This is a genomic window from Thermaerobacter subterraneus DSM 13965 (assembly GCF_000183545.2).
In the GTDB taxonomy this organism is placed as follows: domain Bacteria; phylum Bacillota; class Sulfobacillia; order Thermaerobacterales; family Thermaerobacteraceae; genus Thermaerobacter; species Thermaerobacter subterraneus.
In genome coordinates this window covers 2,228,152-2,243,893 of the sequence record NZ_JH976535.1, presented here as the reverse complement: position 1 = coordinate 2,243,893, position 15,742 = coordinate 2,228,152, and the positions used below count along the sequence as shown (strand labels likewise).

Annotated in this window: 16 protein-coding genes; 8 read left to right on the top strand and 8 right to left on the bottom strand. The window is 72.8% G+C overall.

The features are described 5' to 3' along the window. Positions 1 to 147: 147 nt before the first annotated feature. Positions 148 to 591 carry a hypothetical protein gene (locus tag THESUDRAFT_RS13540; protein ID WP_006904499.1) on the bottom strand — a complete coding sequence of 148 codons (444 nt, stop codon included), beginning with the start codon at positions 589 to 591 and terminating at the stop codon, positions 148 to 150. 394 nt (positions 592 to 985) lie between these two features. Between THESUDRAFT_RS13540 and THESUDRAFT_RS09140 the strand changes: the two genes are divergently transcribed. The 3 genes from THESUDRAFT_RS09140 to THESUDRAFT_RS09130 all read left to right on the top strand — a co-directional run bounded on the left by THESUDRAFT_RS09140 (position 986) and on the right by THESUDRAFT_RS09130 (position 2,862). Continuing rightward, the gene (locus THESUDRAFT_RS09140) at positions 986 to 1,315 is read left to right on the top strand and encodes a hypothetical protein (RefSeq protein ID WP_006904498.1); all 330 of its coding nucleotides are present in this window, start codon (positions 986 to 988) and stop codon (positions 1,313 to 1,315) included. Positions 1,316 to 1,344: 29 nt separating this feature from the next. Beyond that, a complete protein-coding gene (locus tag THESUDRAFT_RS15310; RefSeq protein ID WP_083855403.1) occupies positions 1,345 to 1,707 on the top strand; it encodes a tyrosine-type recombinase/integrase in 363 nt (120 codons plus the stop codon). 474 nt (positions 1,708 to 2,181) lie between these two features. Continuing rightward, positions 2,182 to 2,862, top strand: a complete 681-nt coding sequence (locus tag THESUDRAFT_RS09130) for a TIGR00266 family protein (RefSeq protein WP_006904496.1) — start codon at positions 2,182 to 2,184, stop codon at positions 2,860 to 2,862. Between the two features lie 169 nt (positions 2,863 to 3,031). Here THESUDRAFT_RS09130 and THESUDRAFT_RS09125 read toward each other — a convergent pair whose 3' ends face one another. From THESUDRAFT_RS09125 to THESUDRAFT_RS09115, 3 genes are all read right to left on the bottom strand, one after another. Next, complete coding sequence (locus THESUDRAFT_RS09125; protein ID WP_006904495.1) at positions 3,032 to 3,955, bottom strand: alpha/beta fold hydrolase; 924 nt, start codon at positions 3,953 to 3,955, stop codon at positions 3,032 to 3,034. Positions 3,956 to 4,164: 209 nt separating this feature from the next. Then, a complete protein-coding gene (locus THESUDRAFT_RS09120) occupies positions 4,165 to 5,199 on the bottom strand; it encodes a DUF1002 domain-containing protein (RefSeq protein ID WP_006904494.1) in 1,035 nt (344 codons plus the stop codon). A 221-nt stretch (positions 5,200 to 5,420) separates the two neighbouring features. Next, entirely contained in the window at positions 5,421 to 6,026 is a 606-nt protein-coding gene (locus THESUDRAFT_RS09115) for a DedA family protein (protein ID WP_006904493.1), read from the bottom strand. 774 nt (positions 6,027 to 6,800) lie between these two features. Here THESUDRAFT_RS09115 and THESUDRAFT_RS09110 point away from each other — a divergent pair. Then, positions 6,801 to 7,400: a hypothetical protein gene (locus THESUDRAFT_RS09110; RefSeq protein ID WP_006904492.1), complete on the top strand. Its 600-nt coding sequence runs from the start codon at positions 6,801 to 6,803 to the stop codon at positions 7,398 to 7,400. 194 nt (positions 7,401 to 7,594) lie between these two features. Here THESUDRAFT_RS09110 and THESUDRAFT_RS09105 read toward each other — a convergent pair whose 3' ends face one another. Then, positions 7,595 to 8,647, bottom strand: a complete 1,053-nt coding sequence (locus tag THESUDRAFT_RS09105; protein ID WP_006904491.1) for a SpoIID/LytB domain-containing protein — start codon at positions 8,645 to 8,647, stop codon at positions 7,595 to 7,597. 310 nt (positions 8,648 to 8,957) lie between these two features. Then, a complete protein-coding gene (gene spoIIP, locus THESUDRAFT_RS09100; RefSeq protein WP_006904490.1) occupies positions 8,958 to 9,863 on the bottom strand; it encodes a stage II sporulation protein P in 906 nt (301 codons plus the stop codon). 156 nt (positions 9,864 to 10,019) lie between these two features. Between spoIIP and THESUDRAFT_RS09095 the strand changes: the two genes are divergently transcribed. From THESUDRAFT_RS09095 to murD, 4 genes are all read left to right on the top strand, one after another. Further along, a complete protein-coding gene (locus THESUDRAFT_RS09095) occupies positions 10,020 to 10,685 on the top strand; it encodes an alpha/beta-type small acid-soluble spore protein (protein WP_006904489.1) in 666 nt (221 codons plus the stop codon). 128 nt (positions 10,686 to 10,813) lie between these two features. Beyond that, positions 10,814 to 11,554: an MBL fold metallo-hydrolase gene (locus tag THESUDRAFT_RS09090; protein ID WP_006904488.1), complete on the top strand. Its 741-nt coding sequence runs from the start codon at positions 10,814 to 10,816 to the stop codon at positions 11,552 to 11,554. A 22-nt stretch (positions 11,555 to 11,576) separates the two neighbouring features. Further along, positions 11,577 to 12,764: a pyridoxal phosphate-dependent aminotransferase gene (locus THESUDRAFT_RS09085; RefSeq protein WP_006904487.1), complete on the top strand. Its 1,188-nt coding sequence runs from the start codon at positions 11,577 to 11,579 to the stop codon at positions 12,762 to 12,764. Between the two features lie 189 nt (positions 12,765 to 12,953). After that, complete coding sequence (gene murD / locus THESUDRAFT_RS09080) at positions 12,954 to 14,414, top strand: UDP-N-acetylmuramoyl-L-alanine--D-glutamate ligase (RefSeq protein ID WP_242823304.1); 1,461 nt, start codon at positions 12,954 to 12,956, stop codon at positions 14,412 to 14,414. Between the two features lie 230 nt (positions 14,415 to 14,644). Here murD and THESUDRAFT_RS09075 read toward each other — a convergent pair whose 3' ends face one another. Next, a complete protein-coding gene (locus tag THESUDRAFT_RS09075; protein ID WP_006904485.1) occupies positions 14,645 to 15,136 on the bottom strand; it encodes a hypothetical protein in 492 nt (163 codons plus the stop codon). A 202-nt stretch (positions 15,137 to 15,338) separates the two neighbouring features. Beyond that, positions 15,339 to 15,698: a YtrH family sporulation protein gene (locus THESUDRAFT_RS09065; RefSeq protein ID WP_006904484.1), complete on the bottom strand. Its 360-nt coding sequence runs from the start codon at positions 15,696 to 15,698 to the stop codon at positions 15,339 to 15,341. Positions 15,699 to 15,742: the final 44 nt, after the last annotated feature.

The window sequence follows — 15,742 nt, the reverse complement described above, 5'->3', positions numbered from 1 at the left end:
AGCGATCCAACCGCCCACGCCGGGTAACAAAAAGGACCCGTGGCGCACGGGGCGCACCACGGGTCCGTGGGGTGGGGGAAGGAGGAGTGTCGTGCCAACCTGAACCGGCGTGTCCTAAGCGGTTGGGGTGGGGCGGCGGTTGAGGAATTAAGATGCGACCCGCTCGCTTTCAACGGGCACAGGGGCTGCGTGTCCAATCAGGTCCCATATGTCCTGCAATACAGCGTACAGCCGTTTCAGCTCGTCGGGGGTGAGGTCGGCCCTCGTACGGGTGCGGTGGACATAGAGGTCGTCGACGATCTGCCTCACACCCTCCGGTAGCCGGTCTACGAACCGGACCACGGCCCGCGCAAATTGGTAGGGTTCATGTTCCTCTAGGGTTGCAACCGCAGCAAACGTGGGATCTCCGTAAACGGATCGCCGGCCCGCAGGACCTTCCCACGGAGCACGCCCCTTGGATAAACGGGCAACCCGCTCAACAACGGATTCAACGTAGTCCCGTAGGAACGGAAGATGCCGGAGAAGGTGTTCGGCGCGGGAGATGGGGTCCGGGAGGTTTGCGAGGGCTTCAAGGATGTCCCGAATGGGCACGGAGTAAACCTCCCTATTTCTATTATACCACAAGTCGGCGGCAAAAATCAAGTCATCGAGGCAAGAATTCTTCGGCCTCGATTCGGGGAATTGTGTGCGGGAGACTGGAGTCTCATGGGCGCTTGCCGCCCCGGTGGTCCCTACCCCCGGGGTGCCGGCGGGTTCCCATGCGGCCCGAATTCCTCCCCCGCCCCACCCGCCGCCCAACCCCGACGCACAGCCACGAAATGAGCCTAGACGGCCAGGAAGGAAACGGACGCGATCCACAGGACCCGCCAACGGTTCCAGGGCAGAATCGACGCACACAAGTTTTTCCGAGCAAGGGGTTGAAACGTGCTATAACACTTGTTATAGTATGGGCAGAACCGCCGCTCGGCGGGGGGAGGTGAAGAACATGACAGCGGTGGTTAACGCGACCCAAACCATCGAGGGAGGGGATACCATGCTGACGGAGGAAGCGGTTCGCCAGTTCGTGATGGATTCGGTTGCGTTCCATGCCCAGGAGCGGGAGGAGGCCCAGCGGAGGCTGGTGGATTTCCTGAAGACGTGCCGCTCCCAGGAGGAGGCCCGAGAAAAGGCGCTGTGGGAGCAGGTCGCCCGGGAGCCGGACCCCGACCGGCGAGCGAACCTGCTTTACTCCATCGGCAACGCAGAAGGTGCCGCCAGCGCGTTCCGGTTCGTCATCGACCTGCTGGAAGGCAACCTTGATGTCGAGGAGGAGTGAGGGAAGGGGGCCGGGGTTTCCGGCCCCCAATGGAAGCACGGGCCGCCGCTCAAGGCGGCCCTTTTCTCCATACCGTAGGAAGGGCGTGCGGGTCAATGGAAGCGGCAATCCTTCGTTTTCTCAAGAGCCTGGAGGCACAGGGCCGGAGCGCCAGCACCCTAAAGGCGTACCGCTGGTGGCTTGGCCGCTACGCCCGCTGGTGCGAGGAGGCGGGCGTGGACTTTCGGAAGGCGTCCTATCAGGACATGGAGCGGTTTCGGGATTGGCTCGTTGCTCAAGGAATCCAACCCCAAAGCCGACGGCAAACCATCACGGCGGTGCGGAGCTTCTATGACTTCCTGGCACGCGAGGGGGAGGTTCCGGCGAACCCTGTGCCCCGTGGACTTCGCTGAGTCGCAGTGTGGTAGGGATTCGGTTGGAGCCACCCTGCAAATCCGCTGCAAATCCGAGGGCCAGAAACCGGGGAGAAAACTCGGAACGGAGAGAGGGCCGGGAGGGGAGAGAAAGCCTTATACCACAAGGGTTTCCAGAAACTCAGGGCAGTACGAGGAAACGCAGAGACATGTCGTTGTCGAACTTCAAAACCAGTGGGGGGCGGAAAGACCGTCCCCGGTGGGTTCGATTCCCACATGCTCCCGCAAGGTCGGCATGTGGTGCCAGTGCACCGTGCCTCCGGCGCACCGTGTCGGCGGCACGCCGCGCAACAGGATCCGCGTGCTGAAGGGCCATGCCCGGGGCGGCGTCCCTCGGCATGGCCCTTCACTTTTCCTTCCTCTTTCCTTCTTCGCGGCAGGGGCCCCGAGGCGGCTCGCCGAATTGATGCCGAATTGATGGAGTGGAAAGGTTCTCCAGAGGGGGGGCGGCCCTTGCAATACCGGATCCTGCACCAGCCCAGCTACGCCCTGGCCATCGTCGAGCTGGAGCCGGGCGAGGAACTGCAGGCCGAGCCCGGGGCCCTGGTCTCCATGAGCGGCAACGTATCCCTGCAGGCGGAGGCCCGGGGCGGGCTGCTGGGCGCCCTGAGCCGCTCCCTCCTGGGAGGGGAGTCCTTTTTCACCAGCCGGTACCGGGCGGACGGGGCGCGGGGTGAGGTGATGCTGGCCCCCGCGTTGCCCGGCGACATCACGGTGCTGGAACTGGCCGGCGAGGTCGTGTACCTCAAGTCGGGTGCCTACCTGGCCGGGGCCACGACCCTGACCGTCGACGCCCGCTGGGGTGGTGCCCGGGGCTTCTTCGGCAGCGGGGGGCTCTTCCTGCTGCGGGTCGCGGGGCACGGCGCCCTCTTCATCAACAGCTACGGGGCGCTGCACCGCAAGGATCTGGCACCGGGCCAGCGTTATGTGGTCGACACCGGCCACGTGGTCGCCTTCACCGACGGCATGGCCTTCCAGGTACGAACGGCCGGCAGCGGCTTGTTCAGTTCCATCGCCAGCGGCGAGGGCCTGGCCTGCGAGTTCACCGGACCCGGCACCGTGTACATCCAGACCCGGTCGGAGGCGTCATTGCTTAGCTGGCTGATCCCGAAGCTCCCGTCGAGGCGCGAGTGAAGGCCTCCGTCGAGAAGGACTCCCGGGACGGGTGTCCGGCAGCAACGCTCCGGAGAGGGACAGCAGGGGAGGGACCGCAGGGGAGGGACCGCGGGCGGAACCCGGTCCCCGCCCGTGCCCTCCTGTCCATCCGGGCTGCCAGGTACGGGGCGGGTCCCGGATACGGGTGCTAGGATCCCAGGAACCGCCGCACCTCCGCTGCGTAGCGCTCGGGCTCCTCGATGTCGGGGAAGTGGGCGCTGCGCTCGAAGATCACCAGGCGGCCCTGAGGCAGCCTGGCACTGATGTCCCGGCAGAGGTCGACCCCGACATTGCGGTCGTGCAGCCCCACCATGACCAGGGCGGGGACCGGGATCCGGGACAGCGCCTCCATCCGGCTGGGGGGCTGGGGCTGGGCGGCCAGGGCGCGCTGCATGTCGCCGGTGTTGACGAGCCCGCTTTCCTCCCACAGCCGGCGGTTGAGCCGGGCGGCGGCGGGGTCGAAGAACAGGAAGCGGTCCACCGTTTCCGTGTCCACCAGGTTCCAGGCCTGCTCCAGGCGGGCCGGGGCCGGTTCGTCCCCTGCCAGGAGCCCGGCGATCCGGTCCTTGAGCTGTCCCGCTGCCACGTGGTAGAAGCCGTACAGCTGGATCCAGGCCAGCCGCACCGGGTCGCAGAAGGTGGGGGCCTGGAGGATCAACCGCTCCACCCGGCCGGGATGGGCCAGGGCATACTCTAGCGCCAGTTCCCCGCCGAAGGAGAAGCCCAGGGGGATGAAGCGGTCCAGACCCAGCCGGGCCCGCAACCCTTCAAGGTCCGACACCAGCAGCGGCAAGGAATAGTCCGCGGGACTGGCCGGCCGGTCCGACCGGCCGCAGCCCCGCTGGTCGTAGTAGATCACCGTCGCAAAGGCCTCAAGGAGAGGGCCGATGGTGCGCTCGAAGTTGTAGACGTTCCCACCGGGTCCGCCGTGGATCACCACCAGCGGTGTCGTGCCTTTCCCCGCGCCGGCGATCCTGTACCAGTGGCGGATCCCGTTCACGGTGACGTAGAACGCGCCGTCCTCTAGCGGTGCCCCGGGCATCGGGCCGTCGTGGGATGGGCCGTCGTGCAACGCGCCTTGCTCCTTTCCGCCTGGGGGACGCCCCCCCGCTCAGGATGACCGCTCGCCGCACGGGGGGCCAAGCCCCCAAGGGCAGGGGGCCCCGGGCCAAGGCCCCGGGCCATGGATCCCGGGCGAAGGAACCCGGATCGGACCCGGGGGCGCCGGGGTCGTCGGGGTCGCCGGCCGGCCCTCCGGCGCTTCCTCTCCGCCCGCGCGGGTCACTGCCCGAACCAGCTGCGGACGGCGTCCACGGCCGCCAGGACCCAGTCCCACAGGCGGTTGAAGAAATCCCGGATGATGGGCGTGTCCTCGCCCAGGAAGCGGTTCACCTGCTCCCGCACCCGCTGGAGCTGCGCCGTCACCGCCTGCCAGTCGATGCCGGCGTCCCGCAGCTTTTCCACCAGGGTGGCCAGTTCTTCCCGGAGGGCGTCGCTGAGCTGGATGCCCAGCTGCTGTTCCAGCTCGCGAATCAGGGCCAGGATCTCCTCCCGGCTGGTCGGCGGGTGCTCGGCCATGCGCTCCTTGAGCAGGGTCAGGAACTGGCTGGCCTTCTCGGGGCTTCCGATCTCCTGGGCGATGCGCACCATGACGCCGATCTCCCGGGCGCCCAGGTCCTTGCGCCCGGCGTCCAGGTTCTCGCCGGCGGAGACCTCGTAGGCCTTGTAGATGCCCGCCAGGGCGGCCGTACCCGAGACGTCGAAGGGCGCCGCCACGTAGACCACGGCGTCCTTCACCCCGGCGGTGGCCAGGGCCTCGGCGTACATCTCCGGCGCAACCCAGGTGATGTGCTTCGTCTCCACCCGGATGCCGCTGCCCGGCTCCGCCGGTTCGACCCGGACGGACGAGATGGCCCGGCTGCCCAGCTGCTCCCGCGGCACGTAGTCGCCCACCAGGGCCACTTCCTCCTGATGGGTCAGGATCAGGGGCTCGCCGTCCCAGGTGGCAGGGTCGAGGCCCAGGAGGCGCAGGACCTCCTGGCGCTGGGCTTCCGTCAGGTCGGCCCCCAGGACGACCACGGCCTTCCCGGGGGCGGGCGCCTCCTGCGGGCTGGCCTCCGGTGAGCCCGCAGCGCCGGCGGGCGCACCGGCACCCGCTGGCGCGGCCGAACCGCCCGCGCCGGTGGACGGGCCTGCGGCCGAGGACGCCGCGGCCAGGGCGGGCGCCAGCGTCATCAGGACGAAGGAGGCGACCAGGGTCAGCACCAGGGCGACCCATACCCAGCGCAGCTGCTGTTTCCGCCTGCCGGTTCCCATGGTCATCACCTCGCCGTTGCTTGCTGCGCCGCCTGCCGTGGCCCGGCCGGCCGCCGCCCCGCCAGGGACGGCCCGGCCGGCGTCGCTCCCGCGGGGTGATCCGGTCCCGCGTCGCTCCCGCTCGGGGCGATCCGGCCCGCATGCCCCCGCCTGGCGTGACCTGCTGCGCCAGGCTCGGCAGGGCGCCGTCAGGCCAGCAGGCCGCCCGTGCCGGGACCTGCTCAGCGCCGGGGCCATCCCGCCAGGCGCAAGCCGATGCCCACGGCGGCGGCCGCAAGGATCACCACCAGCAGCACGTGCTGGTAGACCCGGACCCACTCCTGGACCAGGGGCCAAGCCGCACCCAGGGCCGCCCCTGCCGCGGCCAGGGCGGTGTTCCACACCAGCGTGCCCAGGACGGTGTAGACCACGAAGACCGCCGCCGGCATCTCGGCGATCCCGGCCGGAATGGAGATCAGGCTGCGCACGATGGGCACCACGCGCCCCGCCAGCACCGCCCAGGGCCCGTGGCGGGAAAACCACGCCTCCGCCTTTTCAACCTGTTCGACGTGCACGCCCAGGTAGTGGCCGTAGCGCCGGGTCAGGGCCTCCAGGCGCCGGCGTCCCAGGACGCGGCCCAGCCCGTACAGGACCAGGGCCCCCAGCACCGAGCCCGCCGTCGAGGCGGCGATGACGCCCGGCAGGGTGAGGACGCCCAGGCTGGTGAGGAACCCGGCAAAGGGGATCACCACTTCCGACGGAATCGGCGGGAACAGGTTCTCCAGGGCCACCACGGCCACCAGGCCAAGGTAGCCCCAGCGCTCCACCACCTGGGTCAGCCAGTCCACGGCCTGCCCTCCTTGCTCAGGGCTGCGCGGCCCCCGGAGGTGGGGCACCGCCTTGTCCACGGGCTGGTTCATCCTACGCGGCCTGTCCCCGATTCTTGCCTGGTTCTTTCCCCGGTTCCTGCCGGGTTCGGCCGCGGGGTTGGGCCGCTTGACCGGGCTGCCGGGCAGGCCGGCCTTGGGCCGGCTGCCGGGTAGGGCGGCCGCCGCCGCGACCCGTGGCGCCCCGTCCATTATTGCGGAGGAACGCCCCCCGGCCAAGCGGGCAGCGGGGAAGCCCTGCACCGCGCCGTTCCCCTGGTCGCGCCGCAGGGGGCCGGTCCGGGAAGCGGTCCCGGGCCGTCTGCGGGAAGGACCGCATCCCAATGCATCCGGTCGTGCTACAACTGCACCGGGCTTCCGGCCCTGCCACCTCCGGTCCACCTTCCGGGCGCCCCCGGGCTCTGCGCTGTGCCTCCGCTGCCTGGGCCGGGCCGCCAGGGAAGGACCGGGCGGCCAGGGAAGGAGCGGAGGGCGGCGGAATATGGCACAATGGGCGCGGCGGGGCGGCCCGTGGGGTGGACGGCACGGGCCGCCGGGGCGCAGGGCGGCCCGCGTCAGGGCAAGAGCCGCAGAACGGGCGGCGGCCTCCGGGACCCGCTGGCGGTTCCGCTGGGCGTGACGTCTGCGCCCCAGACCCCGCTGCGGCCGCTACGGCCCGGGTTCCGCGGATCACGGCTTGCCCGAAGGACCCAGGAAGACAGGGCCACAGGACCGAGGGCCAGAGGAGGGACCGGCATGCCAGGGGGCTGGACCACGCTGCTCGTCACGGCCGCGGTGCTGGCGGCGCTGGTGCTGCTGGGCCGCTCGCTCTTGCGGGCGCGGCCACGGCTGGAGGCCATGCGCCGGCAGCGGGAATGGGAGGCGAGCCGGCAGGCCGACCGGGAGGCGGCGCGGCGCGTCCTGTCCGTTCCGCCCGGGGAGTGGCCGCTGCTGGAGCGGCTCCCCGAAGGGGTACCCGACCGGCCGGCGTATTATGCCGCCCGCTGCACCCTCCTCCAGGAACGCCCCGGCGGGGGCTATGGCTCCCTGGCCCGGGGCTGGCTAGTGGTGGGGCGGGACAGCCTGTTCTTCCATCCCGACGAGGGGGCCCCGGACACATCGCCCGACGCCCCCGGCGCCTCCCACGGCGGCCCCGGGACCCTCACGGCAGGCCCCCTGGACATTCCCTACGCCGCCATCGAGCGGGTCGACTCCCCCTACGTCAACGTGCTAGAGGTCATCGAGCAGGATCCGGTGACGCGGGTGTGGGTCACCCATGCCTTCCGCCTGAACCGGCCCCTGGTGGTGGCCGCCTACCTTTCCCGGCTGGCGCACTTCGAGCTGATCCTGTCCTGACGGCGTGACGCCGGGGATGCCGGGGAGCCCGCGCAGGGTGCAGGTCCAGGTCCCGGGCTACGGCTTAGCGGTACAGCCGGGGCTTAGGGGTGCTGCGCCCGGCTGGGTGCAGGTCCTGAAGCCGCTTCCTCCCGGGACCTGCCGGAATCGCTGCCCTGGGCTGGTCCAGGCCCGGCCCGGCCCACCTGCGCCCCTCAGCGGTACAGCTGCACCACGGCGGTGCCCGGGTAGTAGTGGGCCAGGATCTCCCGGTAGCCCCGCCCCTGCCGGGCCATGGCCTGGGCGCCCCACTGGTCCAGGCCCACGCCATGACCCCAGCCCCGGCCGCGGAAGATCCACACCCCGCCTTCCAGCGGCTCGATTTCGATCAAGTAGGTGGACTTGAGCCGGTTGGGCCCGATCTGGCGCCGCAGGGTGGCGGCGTGGACCAGGCGCGGCCCGATGCGCACCAGCACCGCCCGCCCCGAGGGCCCGCGGCGGGCGATGGAGACCTGCTGGACCAGGGAGGGGGCCACCCCGGCGACCCCTGCCAGCTCGCCGGCCGTCAAGGCCACCGACCAGCGTCGGATGAAATCGGGCGCCGCCCGCTCGCAGGGCGAGGGGACGGGGCGCAGGTAGGGCGCCTGCCGGTCGTCCCCCGGGAAGGATTCCCTCAGCCCGGCGGTGCGGTCACCGGCACAGGCGCTGAACAGGGCCACGATGGGTTTGCCATCGTAAACCACGATCTCCCCCCGGGTGGCCTGGACGGCCGCGGCCACCGGCGGCGGGACCACCGGGTTGAAGGCCTGCGCTTCGGCGGGGTCGGTGGAGGTGTCGGTGCCGTACAGCCGGCGAGGCGTCGACTGCTCGCCCGCCAGCAGCAGGGACACGGTGTAGGTCCGGGCGGCCACCGCCTGGGCCCGCAGGGCGTCGGCATCCCAGGAGGGGACGGCCTCGCCGGCCACCACGTGGGCGACGTACTCTTCCATCGGCATCGCCCGGGGCCCGCCGGCGGCGTGATCGAACACGGTGATCTGGGGTTCCCGGGCGAACCGCCGGGCGATGGCGGCATCGACCCGTCCCGGGGCGGCAGCGCCGTCGCCGGTGCCAGGTCCTTCCCCGTCGTTGCCCGTGCCCGGGGCGCCGGGCCGGGCTCCGGACAGGGGCGGCTTGGCGGCAGGTCCTCCGGCCAGCGGCGCCGGACCGGCAGCCAGCAGGGCCTGCACCAGCACCAGGGCCACCAGGGCCCAGGCGGCGACAGGCGGCAACAGGTTCCTCCCACCGGGCCCGGGTGCCTTCCGCGGTCGGGCCCGGTGGTCTCCCGTCCCGGGTCCGGCGCCGCCCCCGGCGGCGCCAGGGCGGGCATGACCGGTCATCCCACATCCCCCGCCCATAACCTGGGGCGAAAGGGGGCCCGGCCATACCCTGCACCTGCCCCGGGTTCCGGCCGGTCCGCCCCTCGGCGGGGGGTGGCGGGGAGTCACGGATCGTCCACGGGCAGCCACGGACGGCGGCGCCGTACCGGGTGCTGCACGGGGACACCCGGACCCCGGGACCGCGGCGCCCGAGGCCGTGGCGCTACAGCCCGGCGGGAGCGCCGTACCCCAGCAGCGCGCCGCTCCCGGGTGGCGGCAAGAGGGTCGGGCGGGCGGGAGCCCCGTCCGGCCGGATGGAGAGGGCTTCGACCAGGGCGTCGGCCACCCAGCGGGCCGTGCGCAACGACTCGGCCAGGGTGTTTTCCGCGCCGCCGATCTCGACGATCAGCGATCCCGGGAGAAGATCCTGGTTGTAATGCCACGGTTTGAGGGCGATGCCCCGCACCAGCTGCGGGTGGATGCGCCGCAGGCGGCCGGCCAGCGCCTCGGCCAGGGCCAGGTTCTGGTGCCAGCCCGGGTGGCCGGCTCCCACCACCAGCAGGACGCCGGCGGCCGGCTGGCCGCCCACCTGGACCCGGGTACTGACGGCGTCGCGATGGATGTCCAGGGCGATGCGCAGGGTCGGGTGCCGCGCCAGCAGGTCTTGAAGGCCCGCTCGGGCGCGCTCGTAGGCGTCGTCGCGGCCGGCGGCGTCGTACACCGTGCCCGACCAGACGACGTCAAGGCCCCGCTCGGCCAGCCGGCGGGCCACCGCTTGCCCCAGGGCCCGGACCGAGCGCCGGGCGTCGCGGGTGAAGGCGTCGCGGTGGATGTCCCGGTCCGGGCGGCGGCCGGCCGGCAGGTCGGGCAGGAACCCTTCCGTCGCGTGGGTGTGGTAGACCAGAACCAGCGGCCGCTCGCCCCACTGCAGGATTTCCGGCAGCGACCGGGCGCGCCACCAGAGGGAAGCGCCCACCACCACGGCCACCGCCAGCAGGATCCACAGGACGACCCGGCCTCCCGGCCCCGCCAGGAGCCCGGCCGGCAGGGGCCCCCGCAACCCGCGGCCTGGGCCGGTGGACGAACCTGCCATGTGCCGCACCCCCACCGGCGGCCCAATGACCCGCATGCCGCCTGCCCCTTACCTCTATTCCAGGACCCTGCCGGCCATGTCAGAGCCCGTCCCGCAGACCGCCGCGGGCTGCGACGTATGGTCTCAGCGGCGGTTACGGTCAGATTACAGCCGCTCATCAGAGCCAAACTAAGGCACCGGAGGTGGGAACCGATGCACCCTGCGGAACCCGCCGGCCGCCCGGCGGGCTGGACGGACGACGAAGCAAGCGGCGCGGCAGGTCATGCTGCGCCGTCGCCAGAACTCAGCGGTGCCGGCGCGCCCGCCCCCGAGCCCCAGGGGGCGGGCGCCGGCCCGGCCGGCACCCCGGAGGGGGCCATACGGGCGCCCCAAGCCCCGGCCGCGGCCGCCGGTCCTGAGGATGCGGCCCTGGCGGGAGGCCACCCCGCTGCAGGCGTCCCGGCCGGCAGCCCGCAGGGGGAGGGGCTGGAGGCGGCCACTTCCTTTCCGGCGGAACCGGCGGCCGTGACCTCGCCCTGGGCCGGCATCGAGCTGCCGCCCACCGCCACCTCCCGGCGCCGGCGCAAGCGGGGGCACCGGGGCGGGGTGGGGCGGCGGGGCGGCCGGCGCGTGGCCCAGCCCAACCCGGAAGACGACCCCCTCTACCCGTTCAAGGTCCAGGCGGCGCAGGAACTGGGCTTGTGGCCCAAGGTGGAGGCCGAGGGCTGGGGTGCCCTGACGTCCCTGGAGAGCGGCCGCATCGGCGGCTACATGCAGCGCCTGCTGAAGGAGGCCGTCGAGGAGGGCCGCCTCTCCGCGGAAGAGATGCAGCGCCTGCTGCAGCAGCGCAGGATTCGACCGGCCTCCACGGAAACCTAACGGAAATCCCGAGGACCCTTCCCGAAATCCGAGGACCCTTCCGGCGCCCGTGCCGGACGGGGGGCCTGGCGTCGAGGACGTCGCCGGGTCCGTGGTGACGGGGGGCGGAGACGAGGAGGCGGCGGCCCATGCGCCTCACCATCCTGGGCCGGGACGGGCCGTACCCGGGTCCCGGAGGTGCCTGCGCCGGCTATCTTCTCGAGGGCCCGGAAGGGCCCGTCTTGCTGGATTGCGGCCCCGGGGTGGTGGCCCGCCTGCGCCAGCGGGTCGACCCGGCCGAGCTGGCGGCGGTGTTCTACTCCCACTACCACCCCGATCACAGCAGCGACCACTTTGTCTTGCGGTACGTGCTGGACATCGCCCGCTACCTGGGCCGGCCGCGGTCGCAGCCCATGCCGCTGTACGGGCCCGCCCGGCCGCCGGAGCTGGCGGGACGCATGCCGTACAAGGACGTGTTTGCACCGCATTTCCTCGAATCCGGGGACCGGATCACGGTGGCGGGGTGGACGGTGGCGGTGCGGGCCACCGACCACCCCCTGCCCTGCCTGGCCTCCGCCTGGAGCGCCGGGGGGCGGCGTCTGGTGTACTCGGGAGACACGGGGCCGGAGGCCGCTGCCCAGCTGGTCGAACTGGCCCGGGGCGCGGACGTCCTGCTGATCGAAGCCAGCCTGCTGGCGCGGCGGGGCGACCGGGCGCCGGGCCACCTGACCGCCCGCCAGGCGGCGGAAATCGGGCAGGCGGCCGGGGTGAAGCGCCTTCTTCTCACCCACCTCCTGCCCGAGTACGATCCGGACGAGGTCCTGGGGGAGGCCCGGGAGGTATTCCCCACCGCCCAGCTGGCAGAGCCCGGGGCGGTGTTCGACCTCTAAGTCAGGGAGAGGATGAGCCGCGATGCACCTGTCGGCCCGAGCTCGGGGCATCCAGCCCTCGGTGACCATCACCATCGACGCCCGCGCCAAGGAACTCAAGGCGGCGGGGGAGCAGGTGATCAACCTCAGCGCCGGCGAGCCCGACTTCCCCACCCCGCGCCACGTGCGGGAAGCGGCCAAGGCCGCCATCGACGCGGGTTTTACGCGCTACACGCCGGCCGCCGGCATCGCCGAGCTGCGGCGGGCCATTGCCCAAAAGCACCGCCGGGACAACGGCCTGGAGTATGCCGAGGACGAGATCGTCGTCTCGGCCGGCGGCAAGCACGCCCTGTTCAACGCCTTCATGGCCATCTGCGATTCCGGGGACCAGGTCATCATCCCCGCCCCCTACTGGGTCTCCTACCCGGAGATGGTGCGGCTGGCGGGCGGCGAGCCGGTGATCGTGGAGACCGGCCCCGAGACCGGCTTCAAGCTCACGCCCGAGGCCTTGCGGCGGGCGCTGACCCCGCGCAGCCGGGCCCTTGTCCTCAACAGCCCCAGCAACCCCACGGGAACGGTCTACACCCGCCAGGAACTGGACGACCTGGCCGCCGTGGCGGCGGAGGCGGGGTTGTGGATGGTGACGGACGAGCTCTACGAGCATCTCATCTACGAGGGGGAGCACGTGTCCGTCGCGGCTCTGCGCCCCGAATACCGGGAGCGGGTGATCCTGATCAACGGCGTCTCCAAGGCGTACGCCATGACGGGCTGGCGCATCGGCTGGGCGGCGGCTCCGCGGCCCGTGGCCCGGGCCATGGCGGCCATCCAGTCCCAGGCCACCTCGTCGGTCAACTCCATCGCCCAGAAGGCCGCGGTGGCGGCTTTGACCGGTCCGCAGGACGAAGTGGCCGCCATGCGGGACGAGTACCGGCAGCGCCGGGACCTGCTGGTGGAGGGGCTGTCCCGGCTACCGGGGGTCGAGGTGCTCCGGCCGGCGGGGGCCTTCTACGTCTACCCGTCGGTCCGGGGCCTGCTGGGCCGCGAGATCGGGGGCCGGCGGGCCGGCGACGACGTGGCCCTGGCGGAGGTCCTGCTGGAGGCGGCGCGCATCGCGGTGGTGCCGGGCACGGCCTTCGGCACGCCGGGCTACCTCCGGCTCTCCTACGCCACCTCCCGGTCCGACCTGGAAGAGGCCCTGCGGCGCCTGGAGCGCCTGCTGGAGGGAGCCTGAATGCCGGCGGAGGGGCACGCGGGCCCGCCACCGGCGGCAAGGGAGGCACCGCTCCCGCCAGGGAGCATGGCGCAGGGGCCTGAGGGGAGGGCGGCAGGGCGGCCGGGGCACGGTGCCGCCGGGCTTTCGGTGGGGCACCCGGGCCGGGGGCCTGGAGAGCCCGCGGCCCGGTCCCCGGGGGAGCGAGGGGTGCGGCGTCCGGGAGCCACGCCGCCCCTGGCCGGCCCGGTGGCCGTGGTGGGGCTTGGCCGCAGCAACCGGGCCCTGGTCCGGTACCTGCTGGACCGGGGGATCCCCGTCGTAGGCTGCGACCGGGTGCCGCCGGAGCAGGCGGACCCGGAGATCCACCAGCTGGCCCGGGCCGGGGTCGAGCTGCACCTGGGGCCCGGCTACCTCCGTGTCCTCCAGGAGCGGCCCTTCGGCACCGTGTTCCTCACCCCGGGGATGAAGAAGGACCTGCCGGAGATCACCGCCGCCCGGGCGGCGGGAGCTGCCGTCCGCGGCGAGATCGACCTGTTCCTGGAACGGTGCCGGGGCAAGGTCCTGGGGGTCACCGGCAGCGCCGGCAAGACCACCACCACCACCCTGCTGGCCGAGGGCCTGCGCCAGGCGGCGGCGCCCGGCGGCCCGCTGGCGGGCCGCCCCGTGTTCGTCGGCGGCAACATCGGGCGGCCGCTGATCGAAGAGGTCGACCGTATCCCGCCCGAGGCCCTGGTGGTGCTGGAGCTCTCCAGCTTCCAGCTGGAGCTTTGCCACCGGGCGCCCGACGTGGCCGTGTACCTCAACCTGCGGCCCAACCACCTGGACATCCACGGCACCATGGAGGCCTATGCCGCGGCCAAGGCCCGCATCGTGGAGCTCCAGGAACCGGACGGCTGGGCGGTGCTCAACGCGGACGAACCGGCCCCGGCCGGGCTCGCCGGCCGGGCGCCCGGCCGCGTGGCGGCCTTCGCCGCCTCGGCCCGGGCGGCGCGGGAGCTGGCGGAGCGGGAAGCCGCCCGGCGGGGCGGGCCGGTCCGGGCGGCCTACCTGGCGGGCGACCGGCTGGTGGCGTGGGACGGGCAAGGGGAGCGGCCCCTGCTGGAGGCGGGCGCCATGCACCTGCGGGGCGCCCACAACCGTCTCAACGCCCTGGCGGCCATCCTGGCCGGGTGGGTGGCCGGCGCCGATCCCGCCGGGATGGCCCAGGCCGCCGCGGCGTTCCGCGGGGTCGAGCACCGGCTGGAGCCGGTGCGCGAGCTGGACGGGGTGTGGTACTACAACGACTCCATCGCCACCGCTCCCGACCGGACCCTGGCGGCCCTTGAGGCCTTCACCGAACCCGTGGTGCTGATCGCCGGGGGGTACGACAAGGGCATCCCCTTCGATCCCCTGGGGCCGGCCCTCTGCCGGCGGGCCCGGGCGGTGGTGCTGCTGGGCAGGACGGCGGAAGCGATCCAGCGGGTGATCGAGGAGGCGGCCCGCCAGGAGGGCAAGGCACCGCTGGTCCGGCGGGTGGCCTCCCTGGAGGAGGCGGTGGCGGAGGCCCGGCGCCTGGCCCGGCCGGGGGATGTGGTGCTGCTGTCCCCGGCCTGTGCCAGCTACGACATGTTCCGGGACTTTGCCGAGCGGGGCCGGCGGTTCAAGGAGCTGGTGATGGCCCTGTCCTGACCCGGGGGCCCGGCCCCGGGAGCCCGGCCTCGGGGGCCGGGGCCGGACCCTGCCTTCTTCTGGTAGGGTGGCCGGCCGGGGTGGGCACCACCGGCGCGCCACCGCACGGCGGGCCTCCCTTGCCACCGGGCTCTGCCTTGCGGCTTTGCGGGGCCTGAGAGGCCGGGGCGGGGGCTCAGGAGCCGGTGGTCGACCTGGGTCTATCGCTGGTTTCGCTGGTAACTTGCCCTTCAGGGCCCGTCCCGGCTTCCCGCCCCGGGGGAGGCGGGGACCGGTTCGACCCGCAGGCGCAGCAGGGAGCGGGGCCCCAGGACCACGCTCTCCACGGTGATCCGGTAAAGGGTGTCGTCCACCTGCAGGCGGCGCCGGTCGAACAGGTCCCGCACCACCGCTGGGCTGAGGTGGTAGACGTCCTCGCCCACCAGCCGCTGGGCCAGCGGTTCCAGCTCGCGACGCAGGACCACTTCGGTGGCCGGTGGCAGCCGTTGGCCCCGGCCGTCCACCAGCTCGAGCCGGGTCTCGTAGACGGCAACGGACGCCGGCGGCTCTTCCCGCAGGCGGGCCAGCTCGTTCTCCGTCTCGGCCAGCTCCCGCAAGAGGTCGGTGGCCAGCAGGGTCAGGGTGTCGACCCGGCGGGCCGCCAGGGGCAGGGTGAGACCGGCGCCCAGGAAGGCGCCGACGGCCAGGGCGGCCAGCAGCCTCAGGCGGGGCGACGGGGTCACTGCGGTCCCACCTCCGGGCGGTGCTGGTTTGTCACGGCCCCGGCCGGGCCGTTTTGGCCAGGGGGTCTCCTGCCGCAGAACCCGGGGTTTCGCCGTTCGACCCGCCTCCGGTGCACCCGCCGGCTTCAGCCGGACCCAGCCGGCCGCGGGGCCGGGGTCTTCAAGCCCTGGGGCCGAGGTGTCATGGCCCGGGGCGGGGGGGTCAGGGCCCGGGGGGCGAGCCGGCCAGGTAACGCAGGGCCACGTAGGCCAGGTGGGCCCCGGTGAAGGCGCTCAGGATCAGGAGCAGCTGGGTCGCGGCCACGCCGAAGGACCGCCCCAGGATGCCCGACTCCAAGTTTTGCAGCGCCGTCAGCGTGCCGCCCAAGGCGGCAAAGGTGCCCCACAGCTTGAGGCGGCTGGCCAGGTCGGGCAGCGAGCCCACGGGCAGGCTGCTGGGCGCGTCCAAAGGCACCTGGACGAACAGCAGCCGCGCCAGCCCGCCCGCCAGGGACCCGCCGACCACGATCCCCGCGGCGATGCACGCCACGTAGATCAGATGTCCGAGGGACAGGCGCGCCATGGTGGGATCCCTCCACCCCAGCCTATGTCCGGGGGCGCCGGACC